This window comes from Bradyrhizobium sp. AZCC 2289 (assembly GCF_036924615.1).
GTDB lineage: Bacteria > Pseudomonadota > Alphaproteobacteria > Rhizobiales > Xanthobacteraceae > Bradyrhizobium.
Genome location: NZ_JAZHRY010000001.1, coordinates 289,165 through 314,566, shown reverse-complemented (window position 1 = coordinate 314,566; position 25,402 = coordinate 289,165). Strand labels below are relative to the sequence as shown.

The 25,402-nt window shown below is 59.8% G+C and carries 18 protein-coding genes and 4 pseudogenes; 8 read left to right on the top strand and 14 right to left on the bottom strand.

The features are described from left to right. Window positions 1-43: 43 nt before the first annotated feature. From V1289_RS01660 to V1289_RS01615, 10 genes and pseudogenes are all read right to left on the bottom strand, one after another. Window positions 44-595: a cytochrome b gene (locus V1289_RS01660; protein ID WP_334395359.1), complete on the bottom strand. Its 552-nt coding sequence runs from the start codon at window positions 593-595 to the stop codon at window positions 44-46. After that, window positions 592-1,713: a catalase family peroxidase gene (locus V1289_RS01655; protein ID WP_334395358.1), complete on the bottom strand. Its 1,122-nt coding sequence runs from the start codon at window positions 1,711-1,713 to the stop codon at window positions 592-594. Before V1289_RS01655 ends, V1289_RS01660 begins: the two co-directional genes overlap by 4 nt. 141 nt (window positions 1,714-1,854) lie before the next feature. Beyond that, on the bottom strand, window positions 1,855-2,253 hold the full coding sequence (locus tag V1289_RS01650) for a tautomerase family protein (protein WP_334395357.1): 399 nt from the start codon (window positions 2,251-2,253) through the stop codon (window positions 1,855-1,857). 111 nt (window positions 2,254-2,364) lie between these two features. Continuing rightward, a complete protein-coding gene (locus V1289_RS01645) occupies window positions 2,365-3,339 on the bottom strand; it encodes an MBL fold metallo-hydrolase (RefSeq protein ID WP_334395356.1) in 975 nt (324 codons plus the stop codon). A gap of 120 nt (window positions 3,340-3,459) precedes the next feature. Continuing rightward, entirely contained in the window at window positions 3,460-4,230 is a 771-nt protein-coding gene (locus V1289_RS01640) for an alpha/beta fold hydrolase (RefSeq protein WP_334395355.1), read from the bottom strand. Window positions 4,231-4,432: 202 nt separating this feature from the next. After that, window positions 4,433-5,581, bottom strand: a pseudogene (locus V1289_RS01635) (ATP-binding protein); the annotation flags it as partial. Between the two features lie 26 nt (window positions 5,582-5,607). Further along, window positions 5,608-6,027, bottom strand: a pseudogene (locus V1289_RS01630) (transposase); the annotation flags it as partial. Between the two features lie 55 nt (window positions 6,028-6,082). Beyond that, window positions 6,083-7,219, bottom strand: a pseudogene (locus V1289_RS01625) (ISAzo13 family transposase); the annotation flags it as partial. A gap of 309 nt (window positions 7,220-7,528) precedes the next feature. Then, on the bottom strand, window positions 7,529-8,542 hold the full coding sequence (locus V1289_RS01620; RefSeq protein WP_334395353.1) for a c-type cytochrome: 1,014 nt from the start codon (window positions 8,540-8,542) through the stop codon (window positions 7,529-7,531). 243 nt (window positions 8,543-8,785) lie between these two features. Beyond that, window positions 8,786-10,570, bottom strand: coding sequence for a PHA/PHB synthase family protein (locus V1289_RS01615; protein ID WP_334395352.1), 1,785 nt, complete (start codon window positions 10,568-10,570; stop codon window positions 8,786-8,788). 241 nt (window positions 10,571-10,811) lie between these two features. Between V1289_RS01615 and V1289_RS01610 the strand changes: the two genes are divergently transcribed. Beyond that, a complete protein-coding gene (locus V1289_RS01610) occupies window positions 10,812-10,967 on the top strand; it encodes a hypothetical protein (RefSeq protein ID WP_334395351.1) in 156 nt (51 codons plus the stop codon). A gap of 991 nt (window positions 10,968-11,958) precedes the next feature. Here V1289_RS01610 and V1289_RS01605 read toward each other — a convergent pair. Genes V1289_RS01605 through V1289_RS01595 form a run of 3 tightly spaced genes read right to left on the bottom strand, consistent with a single transcriptional unit; the run spans window position 11,959 to window position 14,892 of the window. Then, window positions 11,959-12,999, bottom strand: a complete 1,041-nt coding sequence (locus V1289_RS01605; RefSeq protein ID WP_334395350.1) for an alpha/beta fold hydrolase — start codon at window positions 12,997-12,999, stop codon at window positions 11,959-11,961. 44 nt (window positions 13,000-13,043) lie between these two features. Next, window positions 13,044-14,075, bottom strand: a complete 1,032-nt coding sequence (locus tag V1289_RS01600; RefSeq protein WP_074274787.1) for a glutathione S-transferase family protein — start codon at window positions 14,073-14,075, stop codon at window positions 13,044-13,046. A gap of 37 nt (window positions 14,076-14,112) precedes the next feature. Then, on the bottom strand, window positions 14,113-14,892 hold the full coding sequence (locus V1289_RS01595; protein WP_334395349.1) for an SDR family oxidoreductase: 780 nt from the start codon (window positions 14,890-14,892) through the stop codon (window positions 14,113-14,115). A gap of 126 nt (window positions 14,893-15,018) precedes the next feature. Here V1289_RS01595 and V1289_RS01590 point away from each other — a divergent pair, with 126 nt between their 5' ends. The 7 genes and pseudogenes from V1289_RS01590 (at window position 15,019) to V1289_RS01560 (ending at window position 25,064) form a co-directional block, all read left to right on the top strand. Next, a complete protein-coding gene (locus V1289_RS01590; RefSeq protein ID WP_334395348.1) occupies window positions 15,019-15,921 on the top strand; it encodes a LysR family transcriptional regulator in 903 nt (300 codons plus the stop codon). 115 nt (window positions 15,922-16,036) lie between these two features. Continuing rightward, window positions 16,037-16,565, top strand: a pseudogene (locus V1289_RS01585) (ribonuclease Z); the annotation flags it as partial. 433 nt (window positions 16,566-16,998) lie between these two features. Further along, complete coding sequence (locus tag V1289_RS01580) at window positions 16,999-18,153, top strand: nuclear transport factor 2 family protein (RefSeq protein ID WP_334395347.1); 1,155 nt, start codon at window positions 16,999-17,001, stop codon at window positions 18,151-18,153. A 685-nt stretch (window positions 18,154-18,838) separates the two neighbouring features. Next, window positions 18,839-19,792 (top strand): integrase core domain-containing protein, encoded by a 954-nt coding sequence (locus V1289_RS01575; protein WP_334395346.1) that lies wholly within the window; start codon window positions 18,839-18,841, stop codon window positions 19,790-19,792. A gap of 490 nt (window positions 19,793-20,282) precedes the next feature. Next, entirely contained in the window at window positions 20,283-22,226 is a 1,944-nt protein-coding gene (locus V1289_RS01570) for a PrkA family serine protein kinase (protein WP_334395345.1), read from the top strand. Between the two features lie 13 nt (window positions 22,227-22,239). Then, the gene (locus tag V1289_RS01565; protein ID WP_334395344.1) at window positions 22,240-23,523 is read left to right on the top strand and encodes a YeaH/YhbH family protein; all 1,284 of its coding nucleotides are present in this window, start codon (window positions 22,240-22,242) and stop codon (window positions 23,521-23,523) included. Next, window positions 23,520-25,064 (top strand): SpoVR family protein, encoded by a 1,545-nt coding sequence (locus V1289_RS01560; RefSeq protein WP_334395343.1) that lies wholly within the window; start codon window positions 23,520-23,522, stop codon window positions 25,062-25,064. Before V1289_RS01565 ends, V1289_RS01560 begins: the two co-directional genes overlap by 4 nt. Before the next feature lie 39 nt (window positions 25,065-25,103). Here V1289_RS01560 and V1289_RS01555 read toward each other — a convergent pair whose 3' ends face one another. Further along, window positions 25,104-25,313, bottom strand: a complete 210-nt coding sequence (locus V1289_RS01555) for a hypothetical protein (protein WP_334395342.1) — start codon at window positions 25,311-25,313, stop codon at window positions 25,104-25,106. Between the last annotated feature and the right edge of the window lie 89 nt (window positions 25,314-25,402).

Sequence of the window (25,402 nt, the reverse complement as noted above, 5' to 3'; positions counted from 1 at the left end):
CTGATCCGTGCAAGGGGTATGCGGATCCCACGATGGATTTGCCTCATTTCGATGCCCTGCTACGCCATGACGCCATACTCTCGAACACTCCATCGCGGCGGATCAGGCCGTGGAAAAGGGCTGCACCGAAATGGGCGAGGAACGTGAAGAAGAGCAAATAAGCGAGATAGGTGTGCAGGGATCGCAACCACGCATACAGCGCGACGTTGTGTGGCAGGATCGAGGGTAGCTGAAGCGGCCCGTAGAGGACGATCGGGTAACGTTCAGCCGAAAGCATTCCCCAGCCGACTAACGGCATCGCGACCATCGAGGCGTAAAGCACGATGTGGGAGGCCTTGGCCGCCCAGCGCTGGACGGGCGGGACCGTGTCGGGCAGCGCTGGCGGCGGATTGAGGCAACGATTTACTAGGCGGACGACTACCAGGATGAGGATGGCGATCCCAAGCGGCCTGTGGATCGAGACCAGAAGCTCGTAGCGTTTGGAGACCGTGGCAACCATGCCGATGCCGATGAACAGCATCGCCAGGATCATCGCTGCCATCAGCCAGTGCAAGAGCCGCGACAGGATCGGGAAGCGCGCCGCGTATGCAGTCATGACTTGCCTCCTGCCTGTACGTCCTGCCGCGTGATCGCACTCGGGGGCTTTTCCGCCTCCTCGCCGGCACGAAGAGTGAAGGAGCGCGAATAGGCCGCCGATCGAGCACTTAGCAGCGGGTCGTCGGATGGCGCGATGCCGGACGGCAACACCAGCGGGTCGTAATTGACGTAGGCGCAGGGCCCTGTGTCTTCACTCGACACCTCGTCAATTGTCACAGTGCCGGCGTTGATTTGCTGCCGATCGGCAGGCCAGGGCAACGTCGCGTCGTCGGTGGGGTCTCCAGGTTGGCCAATGGTAATCATCAGGCGCCATCGCAACGGATGCTGGTGAATCTGCTGGATTAGGTCGTCGAAGAGATAGTTCTCGTCGTTCGATGCCGACCGCGCCGCAGACTCTGCCGCGAACGGCTGCATCGGCACTGTGGCCCAGCGAACCGGAATGGACGCACCGGCCGCGTTGACGAGACGGAAGGCGTTGAGACTGTTGAAAGTTGAATCGGCGAAGCCCTGGGACGGCGGGCTTTGCTTGATGACCGCCATGGCCCGAACGGTCTCGGGGTGGGCAGCCATGAACGCCTTGACCTTGGCGGGATCAGGCTTTCCGGTGGCCGGGTCAGGGATGGAGGCGAGGACCTGGTCGCGGAAACCTTGCGCGGAGTTCACACCAAACACTGCCTCGTTGTTCATCGCAATCCGCCATTCCCCGGCCCCGGGCAGCAGGAACTTAACGGCCATGCTGCGCACGATTGCTGGCTGATCGGCCTGGAACGGGTTGGCGCCGGAGAGGCCGAAACGGCCGACGATGGCTGTGCGGCCCGGCTTGAACACGGTGGCCGTGGAAAACGAGACTGCCTGTCCGTTGGCGTCGAACCACCCGCTGACGCAGACGCCTTTCGCGTGATTCCGGCGAAACCCGGGGTGCAGACCTTCAGCGTCCGTGAAAGCCGCCAACATCCGGTCCTCAGTCAGCCGGCGAGGCGAAAGCCAGCCCCCCGTGTAAGCGAATGCGCCGGCGACGCAGAGCACGGCTACGCCAATTGCACCCAACCGGATGACCACCCCTGCGGTCGTCAATGGCCGTTTGCTAGTGGTTTCTCCTGACGGATCATCCGACATCTCATCAAACTCCTGCATAACCGGCTAGCGACGCCATTTCGGCGTTGGCTTCCAAACAAGCATCACGACCGGCTCGTTTCTTGCTAGTGCCTCGCCCAATGCTCTTTCGTTGCCTCCACGAGCTGGTCCCGCTTCGACGGCTTAGGCATCCGCGGTCGCCTCTCGCCTGATCAACGCAGCAGGAAAGCGCGGGAGGTTCGGTTCCACCTCGTGGAAGACGAATAGGATGTCCTGAGGCGCGAGGTGTAGGCGCTCGCCGAACAGTCTGACCGCTTCGTCCGCAATGGTGGCGGCGGTTCCTGTCGGCCTCCCGCTGGAGATGACTACCTCAACGACCATGAACCGATCGGTTCTGTCCGTTGCGTAGTCGGGGAAGCGGGGATCTACCAGAAGGTCATCCTGGTCGGCCTCAAGAAAGCGGTGAAAGCGGTCGGCTCGGTGATAGCCGGCGGCCACCTGGGCTTCTAACATTGCCTCCGATAAGCGGGACTTGTCGGCGGCGCTGAGGCCGCGCCGGACGGTGAAGGTTACAAACGGCATCTCCAGTCTCCACGGTTTAGGATGTACCAATTGCGTTGATGCGCTGAGTGCGCGCGCCTTAGGTGCCATCCTGCAATTTGAGAGGCACACCGCCCCCGCCCGGCGTGGTGGTCAGGTCGTCCACTGCCAATCCGCCGGCAGCCAGCGGTAGCCGCTCGCCTCGCGTACTACGTGCCCGAAGCCAGGAAAGGGTAGATGGTAGCTACCGACCAGCGTCTTGTCGGCTGCTGCGCGGTCGAGGAAGGCCATGCGCGCCTTTGTTGCTTGTGGCACGTCTAGGTCGAACCCGAACGCCCACTCCGGATGCTGGAAGCCGATCGCCGTGTCGACTACGACGTCGCCGGTGAGGAGCATTTCTTCCCTGCCGGAACTGATATGCACCGACATGTGGCCTGGCGTGTGACCGGCGGTGTCGAAGGTGGTCACGCCCGGCGCCACCTCCGCTCCGGCCTTGATCAGGCGCAGGCGGGGGCTGGCCAATTTCAGATTCGCCTGGGTAACCAGCGGCTGCTGCTTGGCGGACACTTTGCCGACCAGATCGGGGGCGCTCCAGAAGGCGACCTCGGTCTCGCTGGCGACGAATTCGGCCGAGGGAAACAGCAGCGACGCGTTCTTGCCGTCACTGATACCCCACAGGTGGTCGAAATGGCAGTGAGTGAACAGGATCATGTCGATATCGCCCGGGGCGTAGCCCGCGCTGGCGAGATTGCCAAGCAACCTGCCGTTCGTGTTCTGGAACTTGTCGACGCCGCAGCCCGCGTCGATCAACACCAGCTTGTCGCCGGTGTTGACAAGGATAGTGTTGATTTGCAGCCCCACCGGGCTAGACGGCTGGAACGTGGATGTGAGCAGGCCTCTTGCGTCCTCGGCCCGATCGCCCCACAGCGTTTCGGCCGGGAACGCGAGCGTGCCGTCGCTGACGACGGTGATCTCGATGGTGCCGAGCTTGAAGCGGTAGAAGCCGGGCTGCGCCTGCTTGCCCGCCTGGGGCGCACGGGCGAGGGCGAGGGCGGTGGGGGCGAGTGCGGCGGCCCCGACGGCGGCAGAGCCGGCACGCAGGAGCGTCCGGCGGTCGAGCGTGAGCATGTCTGTTCTCCATTGTTGCTAGTTGCGTTCTATGACAATTGTAATCTAAAGTAGTATCGCGGTTTAGATAGTTCGCCGCAACTCATCAGCGAACAGCCCGTGCACGAGGACGCACACCTGCTAAGCGGGCTGTCCGGCGGCTTCCAGGATCAACCGGGTGATCTCGTCCGGTTGGGATATCAGCGACAGGTGACTCGCCTTCACTTCGATGGTCTTGGCGCCCATGCGCTTGGCCATGAAGCGTTCGAGATCGGGATTGATCGTCCGGTCTTCCGTCGAAACCGCATAGAAACTCGGCTTCGACCGCCAGGCCGCATGCGTCGTCTTACCCGAGAGCAGAGCCTTGTGGAACGGCTCCTGGACCGCATAGAGCACCTTTGCCTTTCCCGCGGGCAAATCGCCCGCGAAATCCCGCAGGAAGGCCTCCTCGCTGAGGCGTCCTTCATCGCCGTCGAAGACAATCCCGGCGGACGCCGGTGGCGTCGGAAATGTCTTGGCCAACGCCGCGTAATCCTCGCCCGCATCCGGCGCTCGCGCCGCCACATAGACAAGAGCCGACACGTTCGGATGCATACCGGCCTCTGTCACGATCATTCCGGAGAAGGAATGCCCGACCAGGACGGTCGGACCATCCAGTCGCGCCAGCACGCGCTCGGCCGAGGCTACCGCTTCAGGCAGCGTTGTCAGTGGGTTTTGCACGGCTGTGGCATTGAGCCCGGCTGCCTGCAATCGTGCAATCACCTCGGACCAGCTTGACCCGTCGGCGAACAGCCCGTGCACAAGGACGACGTTTCGGGCCTTCGGCGCGGACTGCGCAGCGGCGGCGTTGCCCTGGAAAAGAGTGCTTGCCGCCCCCGCAGCCACCGTGTTCACGAATCTCCGTCGATTCATTGGATACCTTGGCCGAAGATCGTTTTGGCTATTCATGGAAGTTCTCCTTTGCGTAAAGTTGGAGTTGGCTCGCAACTTCGCGCTGAGAACGAATCCCTCGCCGCGGACATTGCGAATCATAGGGACTTCGTTCGGTCCGTCGATCTTTGAACGCAGCCGACCCATGTGGACATGGATACGGTTGGTCTCCGGGACGAAATTATAATGCCGTCCGGCGGCCGCCGGTCAACATTTGCAGGCGATCATCCAGGCCTGCAGCGACTTGGTGCAGTCCGAGCGAGGCGACGCGGGTGGCCGCAAAATCGATGGCCAGCGGGATGCCGTCGAGGCGCCGACAGATCGCCGCGATCGTCGCAAGGTCGTCGCCATGCGGCGAGAAATCCGACTGCGCCGCCCTGGTCGTGGCGATGAAAAGCTGCACCGCGCTGTGAGCGGATATGTTTGCGGCTTCCTCATGCTGGGGCGGCACATTCAACGGCGGAACGCGGTAAACGTGCTCGCCCTCGATGTTCAGGATCTCCCGGCTTGTGGCCAGAATGGTCGTTCGTGGGCACATGCGTATGACAGTTTCCGCCAACCTGGCTGCTGCGTCGATCACGTGCTCGCAATTGTCGAGAACCAGCAGAAGCTTCTGTGCTCCGATCGCCCGAGCGACGGACTCGGCGGATATCTGGTCGCCACCGAGCTTCAGGCCGACGCCCCCCGCCACGGCGGAGGGCACGAGACCAGGATCCGACAGCGAGGCCAGCTCGACCAGCCGGACGTCACCCTGGAAGCTCGGAAACAAGCCGCGGGCCACCTCTAATGCAAGCCTGGTCTTTCCGATGCCCCCGGGTCCGGTCAGCGTGACTAGCCGGTAGGCGGACAGAAGATCGCGCAGATGCCGCACCGCCGTGGTTCGGCCGACCAGCTCGGATGCTGCCGCAGGCAAATTGGTCTGAAACGGCTCGGCGGCGATCTGCACCGGTTCGAGGTCGATCGAACCAATTGGTGACGTGCTCTCCTGCCGGAATGTCCAATCACCGAGCAGGCGATAGCCACGCCCGGACGCCGTCCTCAGGAGTTCACGATCCGGGCCGAGCGCCTTGCGAATTGCCGATATGTGAAACTGAAGTGCATTGTCCTCGACAATCGCGCCCGGCCATACGCGACTCGCGAGATCGTGCTTGGTGACGAGCCCGCCGGCCGAGCGAACCAGAACTTCGATGATGTCGAACGCGCGACTGCCGATCGGGACGGGAGCTCCACGGGCCCGCAGTTCACGGCGAGCAAGATCGATCTCCCACTTACCCGACTCGTACACCAGTCGTTGGCCTTGCGTCGCCACATCGCGCTCCTTCGCTGTCCTCATAACGAAAGCTAGGAGGTTATAATTGATTATATAAACGGTATTTTACAATATGATTGATCGTAAAATAGGATCAATCGCATGCGTTTGACCAGCACCGCCCAGGCGATCCGGGCAAGCTTGTTGGCGAGCGCGATCGCGAGCGCGTTGTGGTGCAACCGCCTCTTGGCGGCTTCGATCCAGGATTTGAGCCCGTAACGTTCCCAGTCCTTTATCCTGACCAGCACAACCCATGCCGCCTGCACGAACAGAACGCGCAGGTAGCGATTGCCGCGCCTGGAGATTTTGCCGAGGATCGTGCGGTCTCCCGTCGAGATCTGCTTGGGCACCAGTCCGAGCCAGGCGCCGAAGTCGCGGCCTTTGGAGAATACGTCTCCAGTGCCGATCGCGGCCACCATGGCGCTCGAAATGATCGGCCCGATGCCGGGCACCGTCATCAGGCGCGAACACCGTGTAATTCCAACGCGGACAAATTTCGTGCGCAGACAACGCGAGTTCCTTCAGTTGCCGATCTGTAACTTTGCGACCCTTTCGGTAGATTCCGTGATCAAGATAAGCTTCCACTTTGAGGCCGGTGGTTGTCGTCGTGCCCCTGATGAATGCGAGCATCATATCGAGGTCGAGAAGGGGCTGGCCCGCCCAGTTCATGCTGATGTGGCTGAAGAGCCGATATTCTACCGGATTCCATTTTGAACACGCTGGAGGATAATGGCTCAGCGTAACTGTCAACCCGAAAGCGTCACACAGATTGTCTTGCAGGTCTTTTTTCCATGTCCGAAGATTGTATCCGTTGCCGCCACCTCCGTCGGCAAGAATCAGCACCCGGTCGGCGTTTGGATATCCTGATCGGCCATAACGTTTCCACCAGTTTACTAGACAGTTGACCGCGAACTCAGCGGTATTGGCCGATGTTCCGGCTGCAACATATCCAGCATTTTGAGCGATGTCGTAAATCCCAAAGGGAATCGCTACACACTTGGCATAACCCGCGAAGAAAGAGTCGGTCTCTATCGGCTTGCGGCGCCAAGTCTTTCCCTCTCGTCTGTAGTTTCCGATCAGTTCCTTCTTTTTTGTGTCGATGCTGATCACGGGGAGTCCCTCGCGAAGGAACTGTGCCTTGAGGGCGGCGATATACCTAAACTGCTCGTCACGTTCGGGGTGCTCGGCTCCCGCCTGCTTCTTCTTGTTGACCTGTAACGAATAGCCCATCCTGCGCAGCAATCGCGCAACGGTGCCGTGGCCGACTTTGTGACCCTGCTCTTTCAGTTTCTTGCTGAGATTTCGAATGCTGCTGCGTATCCATTTTTGTCGACCCATCGGATCGCCAGCAACTTCATCGGAGAGCAGTCGGTCAAGCGCGGGAGCAATATTGGGGTCCTTTTGCTCGACCAGCTTTCTGCCCACGCGACCAAGTCTCTGATGATGCACGAGGCTTCCCGCAGCAGCCGAACTCGTCCCTCTGAGTCTAATTCTCCGTGTCGCGATAGTCTGAACCGAGAGGCCGGTTACTCGGGAGAGCAGCACACACCCGCGGTAACCGATCGCTTCTGCTTCTGCAGCAGCCCATAAACTTCGCTGACGTCGATTCAAGTAGGGGCTAAGTAGCCGCCACTTTCTGAGAATCTGTGCGTGATCTCCCATGACCACCCGTCCTCCCTTTTTCATGTAGCGACGGTGGACGCGACGCCGGAGCCAGCGCAGGCTCTCAACGATTTCGTGGCGCGTGTCGCCTATTGGCACTTTTCGGACCTGCCAAGCCGATCTGACGATTTCCGTTGACGGGAGTAGAGCGGAAGTCGGCGGTACGTGGTCAAACCGGCGCTTTTGACCCACAGCAGACCTAGTTAGATAACTGGCGTCGCGGGCGACGCTTGGAATGGGCTTCGGCGCCGCTTCCGCAGCAGGGTCGTCCTTCATCGCTGGCTCCGATTGGGCAGATCGACAGCCGCTTCACGGGTCGAGTGAAGCAAGATAGGCTACAATCGCCAGCATATCGTTCTCGTCGAGGTTGCTCACCACCTGTGCCATCAGGGGGCTCCACTCGCCGGTCCGCGCGCCATGCGCGAAGTCGTAGAGCTGGCGAAACATGTAGCTTGGTGAGCGGCCGACGATGCTCGGCAAAGGACCGAGCCCCTTGAGGTCCGGACCATGGCACGGGGCGCATTGGAGCGTCTTTCCCGGCCCGCCTTTATTCACCAGCGCCTCTCCTTTCGCCAGGCTGTCGACCGGAACATACGCGGTGAACGTCGACCGCGGATCGCGGCTCTCGAACTGAATGAGATCGTCGGGAATTTCGAGGATGCGCTGCCCGAGCGGTTCGCGTTCACCGTTCTCCGTCGCTGCCCAGACCAGACCAGCGATGTAGCTTTTTGGCACCATGTCGCTCTCGACTACCTTGATGCGCTTGCGTGGCTTCAGGGCAGAGAAATAAGCCGCCGCCGCTTCCACCTCGACATCCGTAATCGGCTTGGAAAGGCCGATCATCAGAGTGGGCGGCAAACGACTCGAGACGCTGGTGACCCGCGCGCCCCTCTTGTACTCAGCCATTTGTTGGATGAAGTAGCTCTTTGGAAGGCCGGCGAGATCGGCGTTTTCCGGACCGCCGGGCCCGTCCGCACGATGACAGAACCCGCAGGCGAACACGTTGGGATCGCGCCCTTTAGCTACGATATCCGGTAGTGGCCCATGGTCCTCCGGGTGCCAGACCGGCGCGATGAATCGGGTCCGGAGCTGAGTCCAGGTATAGCCGGCCGTGCTGTTCGGCACGCGCAAAGGTTTGCCGTCGTCGGCCGGGGGCTTGTAGTTGGGATTGTTCTCCGGATAGGCCCACTGCGGTGGGGAGTCGGCGGCTTTGGCCGTGGCCTGGGTTTGTCCGTAAGTCGGTGTGGTGACCACCAGAACGCAAAGCACAGTTCCGGCCAGTGACATTGAGAATGACGGCGACACGGAACGAACGAGGTTCATCTGTTCCTCCCATTATGTGTGCTTCTGCTGTGAGGCCTGCGGCACTAACCGCTCGAGAGATAGGCTACATCAGTCGAGCAGGACGGCGGAAGAGGCACTAGTCGCCTATTGGCACAACCTTGACCTGCCGTCCCGTCCAACGCATGTCTGCTGATAAATAAGGGCTAAACGGACTCGGCGCGGACGTCGCTTCTGGTCAGTTCATGACCCGCCGGAGAAATCGGTAAGCCGCAACTTTGTTTTCTACGCTGCCCATCTCACCCGCACGTAAGAGCCGGGCGCGTCTTCTATAATCGTGAGCTTGCCACCGCCAGGTTCACGCGCAGGAACGCGGCCCGAGTCGAGTTGCGTTACCCATTCGTCCCAGACCGGCCACCACGACCCCAGATGAGGCGTAGCACCAGCGAACCATTCGTCAGGGCTCGGCGGTAAATTGTCGTTCGCCCAGTGGTCACACTTGCTGCCTGGCGCGCTGATCACGCCAGCCATATGGCCCGAAGCCGACAAGACGAATTTGACCGGCCCGGAATACAAGCGGGTCGCCGCATAGGTCGATTTCCATGGCGCAATGTGGTCTTCGCGCGTAGACAGGATGAAGGTCGGCGTCTTAATTGTCGACAGATCGATCGGCGTACCGGCGAGGCTGATCCCACAAGGCCTTGCCAAGAGATTCTGCTGATACATCTTACGCAGATAGAACGAATGCATTGCCGCTGGCATCCGTGTCGAATCGGAATTCCAAAACAAAAGGTCAAAGGGCATTTGTTCCTTACCGAGCAGGTAATTGTCGACGACGAAGGACCAAATCAGGTCATTCGCGCGCAACATATTGAACGCCGTCACCATATCTTGCGCTTCCAGATACCCGCGCTCCTGCATCCGTCTTTCGAGAGAAACTAATTGCTCTTCGTCGATGAAGACGGCCATGTCACCCACGTCGGTAAAATCGACGAGCGTCGCGAAATAGGTGGCACTTGCGATACGGTCGTCGCCCTTCGCGGCCAAATATGCAGCCGTTGAGGCGAGTAGAGTCCCGCCGAGGCAATATCCAATCATGTTGACGTTGCGCTCTCCGGTCGCTGACTCGATCGCAGCTAGCGCCGCTAAAGGTCCCTCGAGCATATAATTTTCAAAGCTTTTTTCAGCGAGCTTCTGATCGGGGTTTACCCAGGAGATAACGAATAGCGTGTGTCCTTGATCGACCGCCCATTTAATGAAGGAATTCTTCGGCTGTAGATCGAGAACATAAAACTTGTTGATCCACGGCGGCACGATGAGCAGTGGCCGCCTTCGGACTTCTTGCGTCGATGGCCTGTATTGAATCAATTGCATGAGCTCGTTCTGGTAGACGATTTTTCCTGGAGTCGTTGCGATGTTTTCGCTGAGGCGGAAAGCCTTCAGGTCCGTCATCGTAATCGAAAGCCGACCATTGCCGCGTTCCAGATCGACGAGAAGATTCTCCAAGCCACGTAGCAGGTTCTGCCCGCCAGACTGTAGGGTTGCGGTGAGGACCTCCGGATTTGTTGCGACGAAATTGGAAGGCGACAAAGCATCGACGAATTGGCGCGTGTAGAAATCTACCTTGCGCGCGGTGGCGTCGTCCATGCCTTTGACTTCGCGGACTGCCGAAAGAATCGACTTCGCAGCAACGAGATAGCTCTCTTTCACAAAGGTGAAGATGGCATTCTCGCTCCATTCCGGATGCTTGAAGCGTTTATCTTTCGGGGCATCGGCTTCGTGTGCACGCAGCATGAGCATGCGTTGGGCGGCGTTTTGCCAGACTCTCAAAGTGTCGTTAAATAGATCGATCTGAGCGCTGGCGACCACCGCCGGGTTGATCATCATCTTCGTCATGAGCTCGAAAAAATAGAACCCGAGGCTCGACGTGTCACCAATGCCAGGCTTGATCGCGGCCGGCTGATTAGACAGGAAACGTTGCATCAATGTCTGGCTTTGTTTCGCGATTTTCTGTAATTGCGCCGCAAGGACGAGCGGGTCCCATGTGGGCTGCATCAATTTGTCGGCCATATTTCTCCCCTAGGGGTTGTCAGGCCTGTACCAAGAGCGTTGGCTAGTTCTGAAAGACGCGGGGCCGTCGCCCTAGGGCAGAGCGGCGGTCCCTTATCGCGGGGTACGCATGGCCGGTTTGATGGAGCGTCGGCCAAAATCCGCACGACTATCGACACGCTAAAACTTGAAATGCGACTGGCAATTGCAATTTCGAAGTAACCCTTAAGTACGGCGCTGTCGGAACCTTTCAGCATCGGACATGAGCAAGGCGAGGTTCAAGAAGAGCCTGCTCGCCGGCTTCAAGCGTGTGAACGATCGGGAACGGGCCCGGCAATTCGGCTTTGCCGGCGAATTCTGGGAAATCGAATACAACTTCGTGCTCGCGCCGGCTGGCAATCGGATGCGGCTGGCTTGATGCTTGCGAGGCTGCCGTGCCGGCACAGGCTCGTCGCTCCGGCCAAACGCGTGTTGTCGTTCATCGATCAGAATTGGCGCCTGGACCAATGTTCGGCGAGGCGAGTAAGCGGCCCGCTGTATGATGGTGACGCCCTTGTTCGCACCTTTTCCGTTTCCTCAATATCGGCGGCATCCGCGACACAATCGGACTTCGTCGGATCGACAAGGTGACGGCGAGGTACTTCAGGACTTGCTGTGGAATTGGAAGCTGCCCGCTGGCGCGAGAGGCAAATCACAACGAAATTTCAATCACATATGAGTTCGCGGTTTTATTCTGAATGGCGCGCCATTAATCCGCTGACATCTAGAATGTCTTTGGATTTCGTCCCTATTTGCTTTTTGCAGGTTGCCGACGGTTTGCAAAATACCACGTAATCCGAGTTGAAGGCAGGGATTTGCGACCGGCGCGTCGATCACGTCTGTCCCGGCGTGAGATCGAAAGCATTGAGCGGGCATTATGATTTCATCTGGGCAACCGCGTTCCAGTTCGAGGTGTGATGGATTCGTTAATTAAATTCCTAATGACCGCTTATGGCGCAAAGCGGCCGTCCATGTGTCAACCTTTGTCGGTAGGCACCATGTAAAAAGGGGACCAACTGATTGGAGAAATGCAACGCGTTCTGGCCTGGCACTATGCCTTTTGATCGCTCTCTGTGCTTCTGCCAACGCCGCCGCAAGAGCGCATCCAAGTTTGGCGGCGCTTGATCTGCGGTGACCAGATGAAATGTACGCGTGCCATGGCTCAAAGCTGAAGCCGGGCGGGTATAATCGCAACTGATAAGCAAATTACACAAAGCTTATCAGTTTGCCGGGGTGGTTGTATCAGCCGCAATACGTTTCAATCCCATCGACGGCCGCGCTTGCGATTGCTCCGCTTCGGGTTGTCTGGTTTGAGGCGTTGACGACTGATTGGCTTAGTCACGAGAGTACTCTGAATGTGAAGCTATGGCTCAAGGCAGCCTCGTGGCCAGAAACGCCACGAGAACCGCATCGAATTCGTCCGGCTTCTCGGCGTGCGGGACGTGGCCGGCGTCGCTGATTTCAATAAGCTTGCCGTCGGGAAGTTCCTTGAGCGCGTCGCGACCGAGCACCGGCCAGTTGCCGAGGGGCTTGATCGCCTCGGGCGCGGCATAGCGGCGGAAGAACACGCTGCGGTCGCCTTGGCCGATCACGAGAAGGACCGGCATCTTCAACAGACGGTACTCGTGGCGGATCGGCTCGTTGAAGATCATGTCGTAGGTAAGCGCCGACACGCGCGCCCAGCGCGGGTATTCAGGGCTTTGCAGCACCCGCGAGAAGATCTCGGTGTAATGCTGTGCGACCGGCGGCCAACCGACGAAGAACGCTGCCATGAAGGCGCGGAAGCTCTGCGGCGTCTGTGACATCTCGGTCTTGATCAGTACCGGTTGCGGCGGGATGGCGCTGCGATAGTCTTCGAGACCGATCGGGTTCTCCAGCGCCAGCACCTGCGTGGTCTCCGGATAGTTGCGGGCGAAATAGACGGCGAGCATGCCGCCGAAGGAGTGACCGACGATGGCAGCCCTGGTGACCCCGAGGCTGTCGAGCAGTGTCTTGGTGTTGCGTGCCAAAATATCGAAGTGATAGCGGATGTCGGGCTTCGACGATTTGCCGAAGCCGATCTGGTCCGGTGCAATGACGCGGTAGCCCTGGCCCGTCAGCGTTGCGATCGTATGGCCCCAGTAGTCGCCGGAGAAACTCTTGCCGTGCAGCAGCACCACGGCCTTGCCGTTCGCTGCCGCGGCCGGCGGAACGTCCATATAGGCCATGCGAACCGGCTGGCCTTCGAGGGTGAGATCCAGATAGTGCACCGGATAGGGATAGTTGATGCCCTCAAGACCGATGCCGAGCGGCGCTAGGTCGGCCGATTGGATCAGTGCTGCGGGCGCCGCCGGCGTCTGCGCCCCTGCGGTACCGCTCAACGCGGCGGCCGTAAGCAGGGCGATGAAGATTGTCCGAACACGATTGGTCATGACGACGTCTCCAGAAGGTCCGCGGGTGGATGATTCAGGGACAATCAAGCCGCCGACCGGGACGAATGCCGATGGTGCAACGGCGGCGTGCTGGCCTCGGCTAAGTGCTCGCGCCCGTGCGGGGCGGTGAAATCAAGCGGAGGACCGACGGGAACGATCCCGGTTGGATTGATCGAGCGGTGGCTCTCGTAATAGTGCCGCCGGATATGTTCGAAATTCACCGTCGCAGCGATGCCGGGCCATTGATAGATGTCGCGCGTATACGCCGACAGATGGGGATAGTCGGCGATGCGGCGCATGTCGCATTTGAAATGCCCGGCATAGACCGCGTCGAAGCGGATCAGCGTCGTGAACAGGCGAATATCGGCTTCGGTGAGGCTGTCGCCGAGCAGGAACCGGCGGTCAGCAAGCCGCTGCTCGAGCCAATCGAGCGTGTCGAACAGCGGGATGATAGCGTCTTCGTAAGCTTCCTGCGTCGTCGCGAAGCCGGCCTTGTAGACGCCGTTGTTCAGCGTGTCATAAATGCGGGCGTTGACCGCGTCGATATCGCCGCGCAACGCTTCCGGGTAATAGTCGCCGGACTTCGCACCGATCGCGTCGAAGGCCGAGTTCAACATGCGGATGATCTCGGACGATTCGTTGTTGACGATCGTGCGCGCATGCTTGTCCCAGAGTACCGGAACGGTAACGCGGCCGGTGTAGTACCGATCGGCTTCACTGTATATCTGGTGCATGAACCGCGCATGGTAGACGGTGTCCGGGACGACGCCCGGGCCGTCCGCGAAAGTCCAGCCGTTTTCGAGCATCAACCAGTGCACCACCGAGACGGAGATCATGTCCTCGAGCCCCTTCAGCGAGCGCATGATCAGCGTGCGGTGCGCCCACGGGCAGGCGAGGCTGACGTAGAGGTGGTAGCGGCCAGCTTCCGCCTTGAAGCCGCCGATGCCGCTCGGGCCGGCGCTGCCGTCGGCCGTGATCCAGTTGCGGAAGGCTGCATCCTTGCGCACGAAGCGGCCACGCGTCGACTTGGTGTCGTACCAGGCATCGTGCCATTGACCTTCGACCAGCAGTCCCATGTCAGCCTCGTCGTTGCCCTGTCGGGTCGCGCCCCGCTCAGGTGCGGGTGATGGAAAGGCCGCCGTCGATCAGCGACGCGGTACCGGTGACGAAGGCGGAATCGTCGGATGCCAGGTAGAGGACCGACCGCGCGACTTCCTCCGGCCGGCCGACGCGCTTCAGTGCATGAAGATTGGTGATGAAGGCCGTCTTGTCGGGGGTGTTGTTCATCTCGCGATACATGTCGGTGTCGACCGCGCCGGGCAGGATCGCGTTGACCCTGATATTCTGCGGACCGAACTCGGCAGCCAGCGTCTGCGTCAGTCCGATCAGGCCGGATTTGCTCGCGGCATAGGCGGCGACACCGGGAAAGGATGAAGTGTGCCCGACAAAGGTCGAGGTGAAGATGACCGAACCGCCGCCATGCTTGACCATCTCGGCGATCTGATGCTTGGCGCCGAGAAACGAACCGGTGAGATTGATGGCGATGGCATCGTTCCAGCCGGCTTCGGAAACGCTTGTCGAGGGACCGCCTTCGCCGAGCGTGCCGGCATTGTTGAACGCAATATCCAGCCTGCCGAACGTCTTGACGGCCAGCGCGACTAGGGCCTGGGCATAGGCTTCGGAGCGCACGTCTCCGGCAAGTGCCACCGCTGTCCCACCGTTGGCCTTGATTTCGTCCACGAGGCTCGCGAGCTCGGTTTCGCGCCGTGCACCGACGACGACCTTGGCGCCTTCGGCTGCGAACAACTTGGCGGTGGCCCGCCCCATGCCGGAGCTTGCGCCGGTGACGATCGCGACCTTGTTGTGAAGGCGCCCTGTTTGCTGCTGTGCCATGTCCGTTCTCCCTATGCGGCTGCGTCCATCGCGGCCCGATGCAGAGTGGGTAGACTCATCAAAGCATTGAAAGAAGGGACAGAAACTGGTTACATCATTCATCTTTTGTGAATGATCGGATAGGGCATGGACCGGTTACGGGCTTTCGAGGTTTTCGCCACCGTCGTCGGCCAGGGCAGCTTTACCCGCGCCGCGGATAAGCTCGACACCTCGCCGGCCAACGTCACCCGCTACGTCAACGAGCTGGAGGAGGCGCTCGGCGCCCGTCTGCTCAACCGCACGTCGCGGCGGCTCTCGCTGACGGAGACCGGAAAGACGCTGTACGATCGGGCGCTCTCCATCCTCGAGGACGTGGCCGAAGCCGAAGCAATCGCATCTACCGCCGCGATGCAGCCGCGCGGACGGCTGCGGGTCAATGCGCCATTGAGTTTCGGCATTCGTCATCTGGCGCCGCTCTGGCCGCGCTTCTGCGCGCGCTATCCGGATATCGAGCTGGATATCAGCCTGGTCGATCGGGTCGTCGATCTCGTCGAGGAGGGCTACGATCTGGCCGTCCGCATCTCGCGCGGCGGGTCGCCGGCCCTTGTCAGCCGCAAGCTCGCGACCACGCGCCACCTGATCTGCGCTTCCCCCGACTATGTCGCGCGCCACGGCGCGCCGGCGAGCCCCGAGGACCTCAAGGATCATGCCTGCGTTGCCTATGTCTATTCGGATTCCATCGACGAGTGGCGGTTGCTGGACAATACGGGCAAGGAACATTCCGTCGCGGTGCGCCACATCATGCGCACCAACAATGGCGATACCGCCCGCGCAGTAGCGCTGGCCGGCCTTGGCATTGTCCGGCAGCCGACCTTCCTGATCGGCGAGGATTTGCGGCGGAAACGGCTGGTGCCCTTGTTGACCGGCTACCGCATGCCTGAAACCGACGTGCTGGCGGTCTATCCCAGCCGCCGCCACCTCAGCGCCAAGGTGCGCGTCATGGTGGATTTTCTGGCCGAGGCGTTTCGCGGCACGCCGCCGTGGGATTAGGAGTGTGGGCCCTGCGGTCCGCGTTGGGCGATCCCTGCTTCATCGTGATCGGCCTGGAGCCACAACCCGGTGACCGGCAGCTATTGGCGCTAAGCGGCCGCTCATGGCACCGGAGCCCGGTTGCGACGGGACGAGTAGGTGGCTACGCCAAAGTGCCGAGGTGATGATGATTCACGGGGGCCTAGACACGCTCGAAGTCGTCATCCGGATGCTCGCCGGACTGTGGGGAGAGGGACGAGCGCCCATTCCGCTGGAACTCGTGTCGTTGACGGAAGGTCGGGTCCTCGACGCCGGCGAATTCACGATCGGTTGCTTTCCGGTCCGGCGTCGCGACAACCGGCAGCTTCGGATTCTCCTTCGAAAGCCAGGCCCGCCGTCATATTAGGCCCCGCCTCGCGTCCCTCGGCGTGCCGGACGGCCCGGTGCGCAAGGAGTTAGCGGAAGGAAGGTCGGTGACGCTGGCGGACGGCAGAACGATCGATCCCGGAGACGTCCTCGGACCGCCAGAGGGCCAGAAGAAGCTCGTCATCGTGGGTGATGCCGAAACCACCGGGGGATTGGTCGAACACGCTCGCGACGCCGACGCCTTGGTGATCGAGGCTACCTTTCTCGACCGCGATGCAGCCATCGGTGCGCGGATCGGTACTTGATTAAACTTTACAATCGTGCAGTATAGTAGAGCTTGACCTCGTGAACGAAGCTCCAATGGGAGCGACGTGGGCGAACCGTTGCGGAACGACAGGATCCGGAATGTCGACAGCCATCGATAAGGGGTGACGCATGCCGAGCGCTTTCGCGATGCGACCTCAACGAACGCGCCAAAAAGAGCGCCGCTTCACCAGAGGAACGCAATGCCCGGACGGACAGCAGCCGAACATGAGCAGCAGCGGCACCAGGATTACTGCAACACGCGCAGACGATAGGCCGTGAAGCAGACGGCAACCAATACGAGAGTTTCGGTGAGGCCTGCTCTGTATTGATGCGAGCGACCTCCCAGGAGGCGTGAAAAACCACGATCAACAAATCGATCGCTGGCTGGATCAGTTTTGGAGAGTGCGATCAAAAGGGAGGTAAATCATGCATAGTTTGAACAGAAGATCTGTTCTTCGCTCAATCTCGGCTGCAACTCTGGCCGTCCCAACATCAGCAATTCTGACTGATCGGGCGATGGCCGTATCCGCAGCTTCGTCGGTCTCGATTGACCAGCTCATATTCGCGCAACGACAGCAGGAAGAGACTTGGGCCTTCTTCCGGTCCTTCTACAGCGACAAAGACAACGTGGACGTACCGAAGTTTTTGTCGCATTTCGTGAAGTCCGGACTGGACCAGTATCAAGATGCGACCTTGGGCCTCGTCATAGCGGGATACGACGTGATTGCAGCCAATTTCACCGGCTTTCTCAACGCGGTGGCGTCCGCATTAGGCAAGGGCCAGTTCTCCAAGGTCTTTCGTGTCGTTGGTGACATGCGATTCGGTGCCGTTGTCGAATATGTCGACTTGAAGAGTACATTCTACGCGACGAACGGTATAACAGTTCAAACAGTCTTCGATCTCGATAATGGCTTGATCGCGCGCGATACTGACTATTGGGATTCAAGAGAGCTCGGTATGTCCGATATCGTCGGACCGGCTGCCACCACTGGCGTCGCGGTTCCGCTAGGTGCAGTTCATGCGGGAGGCGTGCCTCGAACAGCAGCTTCTCCAGTACCTCCCGGACCGATGCAACTGGCGATCGGCCCCACCGGTCGACCCTCGGCATCGAGCGAAATGGTGTCATTCGTGAAAATGTTTCACGAAGCGCTGCGCCAGGGCCGACCGGAAGAGGTCGCGGAGTTTTTTACGGAGGACGCGTTGTATGTGAACCCGCTCATCCATCAAGGAGCCGTGGGCTACGGCAATTTCGATCAGTCCATCCAGATAAGGGGACGTCAGCTCATAGCGAGGCTGCTGCAAGCCGCGTCGCAGTTATTGCCCGATTGCAAGGACTCAAAGCTGACTCACATCGTGGGAGGACCGGCAGGCGGCGGCTTCGAATGGAAAGCAGGTGGAATCTACAACTACACCGGGTTGGATCGAACCGGGCTCGTGGGTTGCACGGCGCTCGATCTGTTCGGAAATCGCATTCAGCGGATGTCGGTCAAATTCGATACTTTCCAAATGAGCGCCAAGCAATACGACAACATACGGAGTGCACTCTTGCAAGCCGGAGTGGTGGATCAACGGCAGACTTGAACGAATTGAAGCAGATACCGTCAGCGCTGCGATCCAGAAAAAGCGATCCGTTCATATGCGTCCGTTTTCGCGAGCCGTTGGCGGCGTGGCGGGCTTTGTTGCCCCTCAGGGGTGTTCGGTTTGTCGGATGAAGCTAATCGATGCGAAGCTTCGATTGGCCATATGCCATATAATGCCCCGCTTTTGCCGGAACTGTTCCGAATGGCCGACAATTGCCAGAGCCCGAGCCTGCGTCGCCTCCTTCACGGGGGCGTGGATCGAAACTGTATGAGGTGCCTTACCCATTTCGGACTTGTATGTACCGAAAACCTCATCCGAGTTGATGCCGTGATGGAATAGCGTAAGTTGACGGAATGATCGGGCTGTTCTGTTTCGTTCTTGCCGTCCTGGCCCGCCATTCAAGTCGAAGTTGCGGCTTGAAGCCGAGAACGCGGTGCTAAGACATCAGTTGATCATATTGAGGCGTAGGCTGCATGGTCGCGTCCGGCTGACGAACCATGATCGATGGTTCTTTATCCAGCTGTATCGTTGGTTTCCAGCAATCCTCAGGGTTCTCACGATCATGCGGCCCGAGACGCTCGTGCGTTGGCACAGGGCCGGCTTTCGTCGCTACTGGCGTTGGAAATCGCGTCGACGGGGAGGGCGGCCGCCAGTCGAGACGGAGCTGCGCGCGCTGATCCGGCGGATGAGTATCGAGAACCCACTTTGGGGCGCGCCACGCATTCACGGCGAGCTGCTCAAACTGGGATTTGAGGTCGCGCAGTCGAGCGTCGCCAAGTACATAGTCAAGCGGCGAGTGCCACCTAGCCAAGGATGGCGCACCTTTCTGCGTAATCATGCTCCAGACATTGCCGCCATGGACCTGTTCGTTGTCCCGACCATTGGCTTCGATCTGCTTTATGCGCTCGTCATCGTGCGGCTGGATCGCAGAGATCTCGTTTGGATTAACGTCACAACCAACCCGACGGCGGAGTGGGTTGCACGTCAGATCACCGAGGCTTTTCCTTGGGACATGGCCCCGGGTTACATGATCCGAGACCGCGATCGGGTCTACGGCACCGTCGTCACACGCCGATTGCGTGCCATGGGCATTCGGGACAAGCCTATTGCACCGGCCTCACCCTGGCAGAACGGCTTTGCCGAACGGCTGATCGGATCGATCCGCCGGGAGTGTCTGGACCACATCATTGTCCTGGGCGAGGTGCATCTGCGCCGCATTCTGAAATCTTACGCTCGCTACTATAATGAGACGCGCACGCACTTGGCCTTGGATAAGGACGCGCCCCTATCGCGCCACCGTGAAGAGGGCAGGGCGCATTCTTTGCCGCCCGATCCTCGGCGGATTGCACCACGAATATGTTCGGATTTGATTTTCGACAGGCACAGGTCAGCGGTAGTTGAATTGTTCTTGGGCGACATGGGCTCCATGCAACGGGAGTTACGGCCTTCTACTCAGAGAGAAGATCAGCTGACCATGGAAACGAAACTTGAACAGATAGCAGTGAAAGCTGTGAACCAACTGCCGAAGAGCGTGGTGCGGGAAATCCGCACGCCACGTTCTGTGGGAGCCGGGGGCGGGCGACCGCCTCCGGCGACCCGGTGGGCGAGGAGAAATCCTCGTCCCTACCGCGACCACTAGCGAGGCCGGTTGATCTGGAGAGATGCGGTACACCAAAAGCAATAGGCGGCTCGAAATGTCCGCATCGCGAAGTGCGAAAATCGAAGTTCCATCATTTGTGATTGCTCTCACCCGACCTGTAGAGGGACCGGATTGAGCGAGGAGTTCGAAAATGTCGATGGCTGGCACGCTCCGTGTTTCTACGGAACACAGCACAAGCGGCGGGCGGGTCGTCAACTCCGGCGGCCGCGCTCGAGGGCTTAGGTCGATCGTTGCGAAGTGGTTGCATCTTCAGAAATCCGTATCGTATTCGGCGATGGAAAGCCCTCGTCGCCCAATTATTCAGCGATCTGCCTCCTTATGAATCAGTCAGTGCCCGCGTTGTGGATTGCGCGGCGGAGTCTGCCGCGTGTTTAATCGACGGACATGCAGATTCTGATTCGTGACGAGGTGCGCAGGGTGCCTTGTCGAGCGTTGCAGCGACGCTGCAAACCACATGAGGAGATGAATCATGTACAACGATTCTCTGTTCAATGCTTTTGCTAGATCTTTCGAGGCCAGAAGTGAAATCGACATGTCGATGGCCGAGTATCTGGAGTCGTGTCGAGGCGATCCGATGCGATATGCCAATGCCGCCGAACGATTGTTAGCAGCGATCGGTGAGCCTCAGATGATTGATTCGGCCAAGGACCCCCGCCTTGGCCGTATTTTTTTGAACCGGACGATACGCGCCTATCCGGCCTTCGCGGGGTTCCACGGCATGGAAGACACGATCGAGCGCATCGTTGGCTTCTTTCGGCACGCCGCCCAGGGTCTGGAGGAGCGCAAGCAGATACTGTACCTGTTGGGACCTGTTGGCGGCGGCAAGTCGTCGCTTGCCGAGAGAATCAAGTCCTTGATGGAGGTCCATCCCATCTATGTGTTGAAGGCCGGGGACGAGATCAGCCCGATCTTCGAGAGCCCCCTCGGCCTGTTCGATCCGGAATCGCTGGGGCCGATAATCGAAGAAAAATACGGCATTCCGAGCCGGCGTCTGAACGGGCTTATGAGCCCCTGGTGCTACAAGCGGCTTGAAGCGTTTGGGGGCGATATCTCTCAATTCCGCGTCGCCAGGATTCAGCCGTCGCGGCTGCGCCAGATCGCAATCGCAAAGACGGAGCCCGGCGACGAAAACAATCAGGACATTTCCTCGTTGGTCGGCAAAGTCGATATCCGCAAGCTGGAGACCTTCGCCCAGAACGATCCTGACGCCTACAGCTATTCGGGCGGCCTTAATCGGGCCAACCAGGGCGTGCTCGAATTCGTCGAAATGTTCAAGGCGCCGATCAAGATGCTGCATCCGCTGCTGACGGCGACGCAGGAAGGCAACTATATCGGCACCGAAAATATCGGCGCGATTCCCTATACAGGCATCATTCTGGCGCATTCGAACGAGTCGGAATGGCGGAGCTTCAAGACCAACAAGAACAACGAAGCCTTCATTGACCGCATCTGCGTCATCAAGGTTCCCTACTGTCTGCGAGTGACCGAGGAACAGAAGATCTACGAGAAGCTGATCCAGGGGTCCGAGCTTGCTTCCGCGCCCTGTGCGCCGGCGACGCTCGAGACGCTGGCGCGCTTCTCCGTCATGTCACGCCTGCGCAAGCACGAGAACTCGACGCTGTTTGCCAAGATGAGGGTCTATGACGGCGAAAGCCTAAAGGAGACCGATCCAAAAGCCCGCAGCGTCCAGGAATACAAGGACGTTGCGGGCGTGGACGAAGGCATGGACGGTGTCTCGACGCGCTTTGCGTTCAAGATTCTCGCCGCGACGTTCAACCACGATACTGCCGAGCTTGGCGCCGATGCCGTCCATCTGATGTACGCTCTGGAACAGGCAATCCGTCGCGAGCAGCTTCCCGAAGAAGCCGAGAAGCGTTACCTCGAATTCATCAAGGCAGAGCTTGCTCCGCGCTATGCCGAGTTCGTCGGCAACGAGATCCAGAAGGCCTATCTCGAATCCTATTCGGATTACGGCCAGAACCTCTTCGACCGCTACCTCGACTACGCTGACGCCTGGATCGAGGATCAGGACTTCAAGGATCCCGATACCGGCCAGTTGCTCAATCGCGAGCTTCTGAACCAGGAGCTGACCAAGATCGAGAAGCCCGCCGGCATCGCCAACCCGAAGGATTTCCGCAACGAGGTCGTCAAGTTCTCGCTGCGATCGCGGGCCCACAATGGCGGCAAGAATCCGAGCTGGACCAGCTACGAGAAGGTCCGCGATGTGATCGAGAAGCGGATCTTTTCGCAGGTCGAAGACCTGCTTCCGGTGATCTCGTTCGGTTCGAAGAAGGACGGCGAGACCGAAAAGAAGCACGGCGAGTTCGTCGCGCGGATGGCCGAACGCGGTTACACCGAGCGCCAGGTCCGTCGGCTCGTCGAGTGGTATATGCGCGTAAAACAAGCCGGTTGAGGCGGATGCGAAAGTGGCCATTCATATCGTCGACCGGCGCCTGAATCCGGGCAGCAAGAGCCTTGAGAATCGCCAGCGGTTCTTGCGGCGTGCCAAGGCACTGGTTCAGGGGGCCGTCAAGAAATCCTCGCAAGATCGGGACATCAAGGATGTTCTGGAAGGGGGCGAGGTCAGCATACCCCTCGATGGCATGGATGAGCCGCGCTTCCGGCGCGAGGGCGGCACCCGCGACATGGTGTGGCCAGGTAACAAGAAGTTTGTCGAGGGCGATATGCTTCCGCGGCCGAGCCAGCGCGGCGGCAAAGGGACCGGCCCGGGCGAAGGCGACAGCGAAGACGCGTTCCGCTTCGTTCTGAGCCGCGACGAGTTCGTCGACCTGTTCCTCGATGACCTGGAGCTGCCGGACCTCGCCAAGCGCAAACTCGCGGAGGCAGAGAGCGAGGGAATTCACCGGGCCGGCTACGCCACGTCGGGCTCGCCCGCGAATATTTCGATCAGCCGCACCGTGAGCCGCGCGCTGGCGCGGCGGGTGGCGCTGCGGCGGCCGCGGCCCGAAGCGATCGCGGAGCTTGAGGCGGAGGCGGCAGCGGCAGACTGCGACGAAGCACGCCGCGCCGAGCTGATGGCGGAGATCGAAGCCCTGAAGGCGAAGGCCCGCCGGATTCCATTCATCGATCCCATCGATATCAGGTACCGCCGCTTTGAAGCCACGCCGAAGCCGGTCGCCCAAGCCGTCATGTTTTGCCTAATGGACGTGTCCGGCTCCATGTCCGAGCACATGAAGGATCTGGCCAAGCGCTTCTATATGCTGCTCTACGTGTTTCTGAAGCGGCGCTATCGCCACGTCGAGATCGTCTTCATCCGTCATACTGACCGGGCCGAAGAGGTCGACGAGGAGACGTTCTTTCACGGGCCAGCATCGGGCGGGACGCTGGTGTCAAGTGCGCTGCAGGCGATGCACGATATCATCAGGTCGCGGTTTCGTCCGGCGGACTGGAACATCTACGCGGCCGAGGCCTCCGACGGGGACAATATAAGCTCCGACAGCGCCGTCACCGGGCAGCTCCTAACCGACATGATCCTGCCGGTCTGTCAGTTCTTCGCCTATCTGGAAGTCGGCGAGGCCGCCAACTACACGTTCGATATGCCGGACTCCTCGCTTTGGACGCTTTACGAGCGCCTGCGCGCCGAGGGGGCGCCGTTATCGATGCGCAAGGTCAGTGAACGCAGCGAGATATTCCCGGTGTTTCACGATCTCTTCCAGCGCCGCGGAAAACATGAGAGGGCCGCGCCATGACCGCCACAGCCGACCGACTGTTTCAGGGAGCGGATTGGGATTTCCCGACCTTGCAGCGCATTCACGATGCCTGCGACGAGATCGCGCGATCCGAACTGGGGCTCGATGTCTATCCCAATCAGATCGAAGTCATCACCGCCGAGCAGATACTGGATGCTTATTCGTCGGTCGGCATGCCGCTGTTCTACAAGCATTGGTCGTTCGGCAAGCATTTCGCCTTTCAGGAGGCGTCCTACCGCAAGGGCCTGATGGGGCTCGCCTATGAGGTCGTCATCAATAGCTCGCCGTGCATTTCCTATTTGATGGAGGAAAACACCGCGACCATGCAGACGCTGGTGATCGCGCACGCGGCGTTCGGCCACAATCATTTCTTCAAGAACAATTATCTCTTCAGGCAATGGACGGACGCTGACGGCATCCTGGATTATCTCGAATTCGCTAAGGGCTACGTGGCGCAGTGCGAGGAGCGCCATGGCCGGCAGGCGGTCGAGCATACGCTCGATGCCGCGCACGCGTTGATGTCGCACGGCATTGACCGCTACCCCGGCAAGAAGAAGCTCGAGCTTCGCGTCGAGGAGAAGCGGGCCGGTCAGCGCCGGTTGCACGAGGAAAGCGTGTTCAACGACCTGTGGCGGACCGTTCCGACCAGGCCGGCCAAGAGCAACGCGGTGCTGAGCGTCGAGCGCCGCCGTACGCTGCTTGGGCTGCCGCAGGAAAATATCCTGTACTTCCTGGAAAAATCCGCGCCGCGCCTGCAGCCCTGGCAACGCGAAATACTGCGCATCGTACGGCACATCGCGCAGTATTTTTACCCGCAGAGCCAGACCAAGGTGATGAACGAAGGCACCGCGACTTACGTCCACTATCGGATCATGAACCGGTTGCATGAGCAGGGAAAAATTTCCGACGGCAATTTCCTCGAGTTCCTGCAATCGCATACCGACGTCGTGTTCCAGCCCGACTTCGATGATCCCCGCTTCTCGGGCTTCAATCCGTATGCGCTCGGATTTGCGATGATGCAGGATATTGAGCGCATCGTTACCAGCCCCGATGATGAAGATCGCGAATGGTTTCGGGAGATTGCCGGAAGCGGCGATACGATGGGCGTACTGCGCCGCGTCTGGGCCAATTACCGCGACGAAAGCTTCATCACCCAGTTCCTCAGCCCGCGACTGATGCGGCGGCTGCGCCTGTTCCATCTGCATGATGATCCGGCGGAAACTGCCGGCATCCGGGTCGACGCCATCCACGACGAGCGGGGTTACCGCCGCGTTCGCCGCGAACTGGCGCGGCAGTACGACGTCGGGTTCATCGACCCCAACATCGAAGTGGTCGATGTCGATCTTGCGGGAAATCGACGTTTGATATTGCGACATACCGTCGTAAAGGGAGCCCAATTGAACGAGGTGGATGCGAAGCGCGTGCTTCAGCATCTGGCCGATCTCTGGAGCTATGACGTATCGCTCATCGAAGTCGATGCTGCAGACACGATCCTCAAGGAGTACATTTTAAGCCCGCGCGGCCTCGCCGCAGCGGCTTGAATGGTTGCCGGCCACGGCGGCGGAGGACGCCGCGTGATCTCATTCCTTCAGTTTGAATTTCTTTCGCAGCTCCGAGGCTATCTTGTCGGCGAGTTCCTGCGCATTTCTCGCATGTTTCGGCGCAGTTATGACGGTCGGTCGCCAGCCAAGGATTGGATCTCTGCGGACCGATACGAACACTCCGCCGATCAACAGCTTCTGAAGAATCATTTCTTCGAGCTCGGCGTCTGTTTTTGCTTTTTTTTCCACCGTATCCTGTTCTGTCGCCAACCTCATACTGACGCTGAAATCTGACGATTTTGCGGAAGAAAAAGACTATTTCGAACCTCGTGCGCCGC